Origin of the sequence: Herbaspirillum sp. UBA812, assembly GCF_002296545.1 — a bacterium.
Taxonomy (GTDB): Bacteria; Pseudomonadota; Gammaproteobacteria; order Burkholderiales; family Burkholderiaceae_D; genus Herbaspirillum; species Herbaspirillum huttiense.
Genome location: NZ_DBIC01000255.1, coordinates 1 through 10,188, shown reverse-complemented (window position 1 = coordinate 10,188; position 10,188 = coordinate 1). Strand labels below are relative to the sequence as shown.

The 10,188-nt window shown below is 62.5% G+C and carries 9 protein-coding genes; all 9 read left to right on the top strand.

Annotated elements, in window-relative coordinates; genetic code table 11:
- A partial coding sequence (locus B3873_RS16715; protein ID WP_286867416.1) for a phosphatidate cytidylyltransferase occupies positions 1 to 750 on the top strand: 750 nt, incomplete at its 5' end.
- Between the two features lie 26 nt (positions 751 to 776).
- On the top strand, positions 777 to 1,949 hold the full coding sequence (ispC, locus tag B3873_RS16710) for a 1-deoxy-D-xylulose-5-phosphate reductoisomerase (RefSeq protein WP_286867415.1): 1,173 nt from the start codon (positions 777 to 779) through the stop codon (positions 1,947 to 1,949).
- Positions 1,946 to 3,319, top strand: coding sequence for an RIP metalloprotease RseP (gene rseP / locus B3873_RS16705; RefSeq protein WP_286867413.1), 1,374 nt, complete (start codon positions 1,946 to 1,948; stop codon positions 3,317 to 3,319). The genes ispC and rseP overlap by 4 nt, the downstream gene beginning before the upstream one ends.
- Positions 3,320 to 3,512: 193 nt before the next feature.
- Positions 3,513 to 5,894 carry an outer membrane protein assembly factor BamA gene (bamA, locus tag B3873_RS16700; protein WP_286867412.1) on the top strand — a complete coding sequence of 794 codons (2,382 nt, stop codon included), beginning with the start codon at positions 3,513 to 3,515 and terminating at the stop codon, positions 5,892 to 5,894.
- A gap of 45 nt (positions 5,895 to 5,939) precedes the next feature.
- Positions 5,940 to 6,449 (top strand): OmpH family outer membrane protein, encoded by a 510-nt coding sequence (locus B3873_RS16695; RefSeq protein ID WP_227022628.1) that lies wholly within the window; start codon positions 5,940 to 5,942, stop codon positions 6,447 to 6,449.
- Positions 6,450 to 6,577: 128 nt separating this feature from the next.
- Positions 6,578 to 7,666, top strand: coding sequence for a UDP-3-O-(3-hydroxymyristoyl)glucosamine N-acyltransferase (gene lpxD, locus B3873_RS16690; protein ID WP_039788270.1), 1,089 nt, complete (start codon positions 6,578 to 6,580; stop codon positions 7,664 to 7,666).
- Entirely contained in the window at positions 7,659 to 8,123 is a 465-nt protein-coding gene (gene fabZ / locus B3873_RS16685; RefSeq protein WP_006462531.1) for a 3-hydroxyacyl-ACP dehydratase FabZ, read from the top strand. Before lpxD ends, fabZ begins: the two co-directional genes overlap by 8 nt.
- Before the next feature lie 135 nt (positions 8,124 to 8,258).
- The gene (gene lpxA, locus B3873_RS16680) at positions 8,259 to 9,047 is read left to right on the top strand and encodes an acyl-ACP--UDP-N-acetylglucosamine O-acyltransferase (protein ID WP_039788266.1); all 789 of its coding nucleotides are present in this window, start codon (positions 8,259 to 8,261) and stop codon (positions 9,045 to 9,047) included.
- Positions 9,031 to 10,188, top strand: a 1,158-nt coding sequence (gene lpxB / locus B3873_RS16675; RefSeq protein ID WP_286867407.1) for a lipid-A-disaccharide synthase, incomplete at its 3' end; no start/stop codon positions are given. The genes lpxA and lpxB, both read left to right, overlap by 17 nt.

The window sequence follows — 10,188 nt, the reverse complement described above, 5'->3', positions numbered from 1 at the left end:
GCCTTTGCCATGGCGGTGCTGGTGTTCTTCGCCGCCGGTTCGTGGGAATGCTTCCGTCTCTTCAAGAGCCCGCGTCCCACCTTGTGGGCTGCCGTGTGGACGCTGGTCTTCAGCGTCATCCTGTTCTTCTCCGGCTTGCCCAGCGTGCGCGCCCTGTATGTGCTCTGCGTGCTGTTGTGGGCCTTGCGCTTCGTGCCCGCGCTTGGCCTGGGCCTGCCCAGGATCGAAGCTTTCGGCAATCGCCTGCTCAACGGCACTTACATGCTGTCCATCCTCGGCTGCTTCGTTGCCATCGTGGACCTGTTCCAGCATTCGCCGCTGTACCTGCTCTCGGTGATGGCGGTGGTGTGGGTGGCTGATATCGGTGCCTATTTCTCGGGCAAGGGTTTCGGCCGCCACAAGCTCGCTCCCTCCATTTCCCCGGGCAAGTCCTGGGAAGGTGCCATCGGCGGCTGGCTGGCGGTGCTGGTGATTTCGGCGGCAGTGGCCATGTCCATGAGTGGTGGCGAGACCTTCCAGTATCACCTGTTCAATCGCTGGGGCTGGGGCGGTTTTGTCGGTGTGCTCAGCCTCATGGTGGTGGCCAGCGTGGTCGGTGACCTGTTCGAGTCGCAACTGAAGCGCCGCGCCGGCATGAAGGACAGCAGCAACCTGCTGCCCGGTCACGGCGGCGTGCTCGACCGCATCGATGCGCTCATCCCGGTGCTGCCGCTGGCAGCGCTGGTCGATCTCTGGCTGGCGGCTGCCTGAGCCGCCGCTTTCCTTCTGGAAATTCCATGCAGTCCATCAGCATTCTCGGTTCCACCGGCTCCATTGGCGTGTCCACGCTGGACGTGGTGGCCCGCCATCCCGACCGCTATCGCGTCTTTGCGCTGAGCGCCCATTCCCGTGTTGCCGAACTGGCCGAGCAATGCCAGCGCTTCCGTCCGCAAGTGGCTGTGGTCGGTTCCGCCGAAGCGGCCGCGCAGTTGCAAACCTTGTTGCGCGCAGCCGGGCTGTCCACTGAAGTGGCCTACGGTCCGCAAGCCTTGTGCGACATCGCATCGGCCGAAGGCTGCGACATGGTCATGGCGGCCATCGTCGGTGCCGCCGGACTGGCCTCCACGCTGGCCGCCGCACGTGCCGGCAAGAAGATCCTGCTGGCCAACAAGGAAGCCCTGGTCATTTCCGGCCAGCTGCTGATGGATGCGGTGCAGGCACATGGTGCCAGCCTGCTGCCCATCGACAGCGAACACAATGCCATCTTCCAGTGCCTGCCCGACGGCTACACCCGTTCGATGACGGCGCATGGTGTCGAGAAAATCCTCCTGACGGCCTCGGGCGGTCCGTTCCTCCATCGGGATGTGAATACGCTGGATCAAGTCACCGTGGAAGAGGCCGTGGCTCATCCCAAGTGGGTGATGGGGCGCAAGATCTCGGTGGATTCCGCCACCATGATGAACAAGGGCCTGGAAGTCATCGAAGCGCACTGGCTCTTCGGCGCGCCGGCGGACAAGATCGAGGTGGTGATCCACCCGCAGAGCGTGATCCATTCCATGGTCTCGTATGCGGATGGCTCGGTGCTGGCGCAGTTGGGCAACCCCGACATGCGCACGCCCATTGCCAATGCGCTGGCCTATCCGGAGCGTATCGCCTCGGGCGTGGCAGCGCTGGATCTGGCCCAGATCGCGCAATTGTCTTTCTTGCCGCCTGACTATCAGCGCTTCCCCTGCCTGAAACTGGCGTATGATGCGCTGCGGGCCGGCGGTACGCTGGCGGCGATCCTCAACGCCGCCAACGAAGTCGCCGTGCAAGCCTTCCTCGATGGCCGCATCGGCTTCGGGAAGATCGCTCCCCTGATCCAAGAGGTCATGTCCGCCATCCCCAACCGGCAAGCCGATGACATCACGGCGCTGCTGGAGCAGGACCGGCAGGCGCGTGACCACGCCGAGGCCCTGATTTCACGATGAACCTGCTGCATACCCTGATCGCTTTCTTCGTTGCCCTGGGCACCCTGGTGGTGGTCCACGAGCTGGGGCATTACCTGGTGGCGCGCTGGTGCGGTGTGAAGGTATTGCGCTTCTCGGTCGGCATGGGCCGGGTGATCTGGTCGCGCCGCTTCGGCCGCGACCAGACCGAATGGGCGCTGTCGGTGCTGCCCTTGGGCGGCTATGTGAAGATGCTGGACGCGCGCGAACAGCCGCTGGAAGACATTCCGGAAGCCGATCTCAAGCGCGAATTCACGCGCCAATCCGTCTGGCGTCGCATCGCCATCGTGGCGGCCGGGCCGATCGCCAATTTCCTGCTGGCCATTCTTCTCTTTGCTGGTCTCTACATGCACGGCGTGCCGGAGCCGGTGCCCGTGCTGCGTGCAGCGACCGCGCAGACGGCCGCCTACCAGGCCGGCTTGCGCGCCGGTGACCGCATCACGGCCATCAATGGCGCGCCGGTGCAGGTCTGGTCCGAAGTGCGCTGGAAACTGATGCAATTGGTGCTGGAAAAGGCCGATGCCCGCATCGACGTCGAACGTCCCAATCCCAATGGCAGCGGCAAGCTGCTCAACTCGGTTACGCTGCGTCTGGGCGGCATCGACAGCAATGAGCTGGAAGGCGACTTCCTGGCCAAGCTGGGCCTGTCGCTGGCACGTCCGCCTGCCGTGCTGGGCAAGATCATGGAGGGGCCGGCCAAGATGGCAGGCCTGGAAAGCGGCGACCGCATCACCGCCATCGATGGCGTGCCGGTCCAGGATGGCCTGGCCTTCGTGGAAAAAGTGCGCGAATCCGCCGGCAAGCCGCTGCTGCTGCAGGGCGTGCGCGGCGCTGCGCCGATCGAGGTGCGCGTCACGCCGGAGTCGGTGGAAGAGGGTGAAAGTGGCAAGCGCATCGGCCGCATCAAGGTCGAAGTGCCGCTGGCACCGGAGATGGCCACCGTCAGCGATGGCCCGTTGACGGCCGTGGCCAAGGGCGCGCAGCGGACCTGGGATACCAGCGTGATGACCATCAAGATGATCGGCAAGATGATCGTCGGGCAGGTCTCGCTGAAGAACATTACCGGCCCCATCACCATCGCCGACTATGCCGGACAGACCGCCCGCGTGGGCCTGGTGAGCTACCTCAGCTTCCTGGCCTTCATCAGTATCAGCCTGGGAGTGATGAATCTGTTGCCAATCCCGGTTTTAGACGGCGGTCATTTGCTGTATTATGCGCTGGAGATTTTGACAGGGCGGCCCGTTTCCGAGCGGTTTGGGGAAATCGCGCAGCGCGCCGGCCTGGGATTACTGATGGCGCTGATGCTCGTTGCCGCTTTCAACGATATCGTGCGACTGATGTTCCAAGGATGAATCCGGCCTGATGCCGGCCCCGTCGAGCGAGCAAGATCGGCGGGGCGGCCAGAAAGACCGGATTTTTTACATTTGCCGGCCAACCCCGATGGCAGTTGTTAAGCAATTGGCAATGGATCAGGAATCCGTTTTCAATTGCTTACCAGCATCATGTCAGGCAGTGCCGCAGCGAAAAACTGTTGATGAACGATAGATGAAATTACACCCTGCGCAACATCCCATTCCGACTCTCTCCCGTCGCCTGATTGCCGCTGCCGCCTTTGCCCTGTGCTCCAGCCAGGCCATGGCCATCACGCCGTTCGTGGTCAAGGATATCCGCGTCGAAGGCATTCAGCGTACCGAAGCCGGCACCGTCTTCAGCTACCTGCCGGTGCGCGTGGGCGATACCTTCAACGATGAAAAGGCCACCGCCGCCATCAAGGCGTTGTACGCCACCGGATTCTTCCGTGACGTGCGTATCGAAGCCGAAGGCGACGTGCTGGTGGTGCAGGTGGTCGAACGCCCGGCTATTGCCAGCGTCGACCTCTCCGGCATCAAGGAATTCGACAAGGAACAGCTGACCAAGGCCCTCAAGGAAATCGGCGTAGCCGAGTCGCGGATCTTTGACCGCTCGCAGGTCGATCGCGCCGAACAGGAACTGAAGCGTCAGTACCTGTCGCGCGGCCTGTATGGTGCCAAGGTGTCGACTACCGTCACGCCGGTCGAGCGCAATCGCGTCGCCATTACCTTCGCCGTGGATGAAGGTGAAGTTTCGCGCATCAAGCAGATCAACTTCGTCGGCAACAAGGTGTTCTCCGACAGCACCCTGCGCGACCAGATCAAGCTGACCACCCCGGGCTGGTTCACCTGGTACACCAAGGCTGACCAGTATTCCAAGGAAAAGCTGCAGGGTGACATCGAGACCCTGCGTTCCTATTACCTGGACCGCGGCTATCTGGAGATGCAGGTCGAATCGACCCAGGTGTCGATCACGCCCGACAAGAAAGACATCTACATCACGGTCAACATCAAGGAAGGCGAGAAGTACACCGTCTCCGACATCAAGCTGGAAGGCGAGATGTTCGGCATGGAGCCGGAACTGGCCAAACTGGTGCAGCTCAAGAAGGGCGACGTCTATTCCGGCGCCAAGCTGACCGACAGCACCAAGAAGATCGGTGAACGCCTGGGCAACTTCGGTTACGCCTTCGCCAACGTCAACGCCAACCCCAATGTGGACCGCGAGAAGAAGGAAGTTGCCTTCACCATCATGGTCGACCCGGGCAAGCGCGTCTACGTGCGTCACGTCAACATCGCCGGCAACACCAAGACCCGCGATGAAGTGATCCGCCGCGAATTCCGCCAGTTCGAGGATTCCTGGTACGACGGCGAGAAGATCAAGCTTTCGCGCGATCGCGTCGACCGTCTGGGCTACTTCAAGGAAGTGACCGTGGATACGCCTGAAGTGCCGGGCACCAGCGACCAGGTTGATGTGAACATGAAGGTCGAGGAAAAGCCGACCGGCAACATCATGGTCGGTGCCGGCTTCTCGCAGTCCGACAAGCTGAGCCTGACCGGCTCGATCTCGCAGGAAAACGCCTTCGGCAGCGGCAACACCGTCGGTATCGACATCAACACCAGCTCGCGCTATCGCACGATCTCGCTGTCGACCACCAATCCGTATTTCACGGATGACGGCATCAGCCGCACCTATGAAATCTACCTGCGCACGATTCGCCCGTCGGTCTATACGACAGGTGACTACAAGGTCAAGACCCTGGGCGGCAGCATCAAGTTTGGTGTGCCGTTCTCGGAACTGGATCGCGTGTTCTTTGGTATTGGCGTGGAAAACACCAACGTCAGCACCGACAACACCAGCCCGACGCTGTATCGCCAGTACGTGCGCGATTTCGGTGGCGCAGGCGGCTCCGGTTGCGATGTGACCGATGTGACCTCGACCGCAACTTGCGGTATCGGCAGCGCCCGTACCACCAGCATCCCGCTGACCGTGGCATGGCAGCGTGACGGCCGTGACTCGGCCCTGGTGCCGACCACCGGCCGCTATCAGCGCGCCAACTTCGAGGTCTCCTATGTGGGCACCTTGAAGTACTACCGTGCCAGCTACCAGCAGCAGTACTTCCAGCCGTTCTTCAGCAAGGCCGTGACTCTGGCGCTGAATGGCGAAGTCGACTACGGCCGCGGCCTGGGCAGCAAGCCGTACCCGGTGTTCAAGAACTACTACGCCGGCGGTATCGGCACCGTGCGCGGCTATGAAGCCTCCTCGCTGGGTAGCTTGAAGGACCAGTACGGCGACTCCATGGGCGGCGCCTCGCGTCTGTACGGCAATGCCGAACTGCAGTTCCCGTTCCCGGGCTCGGGCCAGGACCGCACACTGCGCTGGTTCACCTTCTTTGACGGCGGCAACGTCTTTGCCGACGGCCAGAACATCAAGTTGAACGACCTGCGCTATTCGGCCGGTGTCGGTATCAGCTGGGTGTCGCCGATTGGCCCGTTGAAGCTCAGCTTCGGCAAGCCATTGAACCTGAAGACGGGTGACAAGTCTCAAACCTTCCAGTTCCAACTGGGTACCGGCTTCTAAAGCGGTCATCATTGATTCGTAATACGGAGAGTAATCTTGAAGTTCATGACCAAATCGTTCCTGTCCCTGCAGACCATCGTGATGGCTGCCTGCCTGTTGAGCTTTGCCCCCGCCCACGCGCAGGAAAGCTCGAAAATCGCCTTCGTGAGCACCGAGCGCATCTTCCGCGAAGCGGCGCCTGCCAAGGCCGCACAAACCAAGCTGGAAGCCGAGTTCGCCAAGCGTGACCGTGACCTGCAAGACATGGCTGCGCGCCTGAAGGCCCAGTCCGACAAGCTGGACAAGGATGCTGCCGTGCTGTCGGATTCCGACCGCGCCAAGCGCCAGCGTGACCTGTCCGACCTGGACAAGGAATTCCAGCGCAAGCAGCGTGAATTCCGCGAAGACCTGAACCAGCGCCGCAACGAGGAACTGGCCGTGGTCCTGGAACGCACCAACAAGGTGATCCGCCAGATCGCCGAAGCCGAGAAGTACGACATCGTCTTCCAGGAAGCCGTCTACGCTTCCAAGCGCATCGACATCACCGACAAGGTCCTGAAGGAACTGGCCAAGTAATTGCCGCCTTCACCATGCGGGCGCCGGGCGGCAACGTCCTGCGCCCGCATGTCGCTTCAGGGGCTGCCTTCAGGGCGGCCTTTGTTCTACCGTAAGCCAAGCAACGCCTACCATTCGGAAAAGCCAAGATGAGTATTCGACTGCAGCAACTGGTCGAGCGCCTGGGCGGTCAGCTGAAGGGTGATGCGACCATCGCGGTCGATGGCATCGCGCCACTGGATGCCGCCGGTGCCAGCCACATCACTTTCCTTTCCAATCCCAAGTTCCGTGCGCAAGCCGACCAGACCCAGGCGGCCGCGCTGATCCTGTCCGAGACGGACGACGCCCAGGTGCAGGGCTATGCCGGTGCCCGCATCGTCACCCGCAATCCCTACGCCTATTTCGCCCGCGCGGCCCAGCTGTTTCAGGCTCAGGCCGAAGTGCGCGCGCCTGCCGGCATCCATGCCAGCGCCGTGGTCGATCCATCGGCCCAGGTCGCGGCGGATGCGGTGATCGGCCCGCTGGTGGTGATCGAAGCCGGTGCCGTCATCGGTGCCCGCGCCCGTATCGACGCCGGCAGCTTCATCGGCCACCACGCCAAGGTCGGTGACGACACCCATTTCCACGCCCGTGCGACCCTGCATCACGCCTGCGAGATCGGGGCGCGTGGCATCGTCCATTCGGGTGCGGTGATCGGGGCCGATGGCTTCGGTTTCGCCAACGAAGCCGGGCAATGGATCAAAATTCCGCAAGTTGGCCGCGTGATGATCGGCGATGACGTCGAAATCGGTGCCAATACCACCATCGACCGCGGTGCGCTGGCCGATACCGTGATCGAGGAGGGCGTCAAGCTCGACAACCAGATCCAGATCGCCCACAACTGCCACATCGGCGCCCATACCGCCATTGCCGCCTGTGCCGGCATCGCCGGCAGCGCGAAAATCGGCAAATACTGCTCCATCGGCGGCGCGGCCATGATCCACGGCCACATCACCATCGTGGACAAGGTGCACGTCTCGGCCGGTACGCTGGCCTTGCGTTCCATCCTTGAGCCGGGTCAATACACCGGCTTCTATCCCATCACCGAACACCGCGACTGGGAAAAATCCGCTGCATTGGTGCGCAATCTGGGCACGATGCGTGAGAAAATCCGGGCGTTGGAAAAATCGCTTAAAACGTTGACACAAGAACAAGCAGGCCAAGCCCCGCTTTCAGAGAATCAAGAAGAGAATGAATAGCCTCGACATCAATCAAATCAAACAGTACCTGCCGCACCGTTATCCGCTGCTGCTGGTTGATCGCGTGCTGAACTGGGAGAGCGGCAAGACCATCACCGCGATCAAGAACGTGACCGTGAATGAAGAATTCTTCAACGGCCACTTCCCGCACAAGCCGGTGATGCCGGGCGTGCTGATGATCGAGGCGCTGGCCCAGACTGCGGCGCTGCTGTCCTTCCTGACCGAAGGCCGCAAGCCAGACGAGAACACCGTGGTCTACTTCGTCGGCATCGACAATGCCCGCTTCAAGCGTCCGGTGGAACCGGGCGACCAGCTGAAGATGGAAGTGGAAATCACCCGCCGTGCCCGTGGCATCTGGAAATACCGTGCCGTGGCCACCGTGGACGGCCAGGTGGCTGTGGAAGGCGACCTGATGTGCACCATGCGCAGCGCCGCCGACGCCAGCCAGAGCGCCTGACCCCAGGCCTGCCTGCAGGCTTGACGCATCAAGCCAGGCCCGGCGGTGATCGGCAAGATCGCGCCGGGCCTGATTCATTGTGCAGATTGCTTCATTGCAAGATGTGCAACAAGTGAACCCATCGAAGCACAGGACATGTCCAAGATCCATCCCAGCGCAGTGATTGCCCCCGGAGCGCAGATCGACGAATCGGTCGAGATCGGCGCGTATGCCGTCATCGGTCCTGACGTGCGCATCGGCGCGGGCACGCGCATCGGTCCCCACGTGGTGATCGAAGGCCACACCACCATTGGCCGTGACAACGAGATTTTCCAGTTCGCCTCCATCGGTGCCGCGCCGCAGGACAAGAAGTACGCGGGCGAACCGACCACCATGGAAATCGGCGACCGCAACACCATCCGCGAATTCGTCACCTTCAACCGGGGTACCGTGCAGGATGGTGGCGCGACCCGCATTGGCAACGACAACTGGATCATGGCCTACGTCCACCTGGCGCACGACTGCCAGCTGGGCAGCCACATCATCCTGGCCAACAATGCCACGCTGGCCGGCCACGTGCACCTGGGCGACCACGTATTCCTGGGCGGTTTCACCACCGTGCACCAGTTCTGCCATATCGGTGCCCATGCCATGACCGCCTTTACGGCGGCCGTGAGCCAGGACGTGCCGCCCTTCGTGACGGCGGCCGGCAACCGTGCCGTGCCGGCTGGCATCAACAGCGAGGGCCTGAAGCGCCGTGGTTTCACCAGCGAGCAGATCATGGAGATCAAGCGTGCCTACAAGGTGATCTACCGTGCCGGCCTGCCGCTGGAAGAAGCCAAGCAGCAGCTGGCGGAGATGGAGGCCAAGTCGGCCCACAGCGCCGAGCACATCCGCCTGCTGCGCGAGTTCATCGAGGCTTCGGCCCGTGGCATCATCCGCTGACATCACGCGCCGCCAGTCGATCGCACTGGTGGCCGGCGAAAGCTCGGGCGACCTGCTGGGCAGCCGCCTGCTGGCCGGGGTGCGCGAGCGCCTGCCGGAAGTGCGCCTGCATGGCATTGGCGGCGAGCACATGATGGCGCAAGGTTTTGCCAGCGACTGGCCGATGGACAAACTGACGGTGCGTGGCCTGTTCGAGGTGATTCCGCGCTACCGCGAGATCAAGGGCATCCAGGAGTCGCTGCGCGACAAGCTGCTGGCGGACCGACCGGATGTTTTCGTGGGTGTGGACTATCCCGGCTTCAACCTGGGCCTGGAAGAACAGCTCAAGAAGGCCGGCATTCCGACCATCCACTTCATCGGTCCGCAGATCTGGGCCTGGCGCGGGTGGCGCATCAAAAAGATCCAGCGCGCGGTGTCGCACATGCTGGTGATCTTTCCCTTCGAGGAAAACCTGTACCGCCAGGCGGGCGTCCCGGTGACCTACGTCGGCCATCCGTTGGCCGAAGTGATCCCGCTGCAGCCTGACACCGCAGGCGCACGCCAGCGCCTCGGACTGACCGGGCCGGGCAGGGTGGTGGCCATTCTGCCGGGCAGCCGCATGAGCGAACTGAAGCAGAATGGCGAAGGTTTCCTCGCTGCGGCACGGCTGTTGCGGCAGCGCGATCCCCAATTGCAGTTCGTCACGCCCATGGCGGGCGACCGGCAGATGGCCTTTTTTGAAGAGCAGATTCGCCAGGGCGGATATGAAGATCTTGGCATCAGCGTCATCCGTGGCCAGTCGCACAGTGCGATGGAGGCCTCGGATGCGGTGCTGGTGGCCTCGGGCACGGCCTCGCTGGAAGTGGCCTTGTACAAGAAGCCGATGGTGATCTCCTACAAGGTCAACTGGGCCTCGTACCAGATCATGCGGCACATGGCTTACCAGCCCTGGGTGGGCCTGCCCAATATCCTGGCGCGCGACTTCCTGGTGCCGGAACTGCTGCAGCACCAGGCTACGCCCCAGGCCCTGGCCGATGCCATGTGGCACCAGCTGGAAGACCATGCGCACCAGCAGCGCCTGGTGCGGCGCTTTGCCGACATGCACCAGTCCCTGCTGCGCGATACCAGCCGGGAGAGCGCCAACGCGGTCTGTGAAGTCATT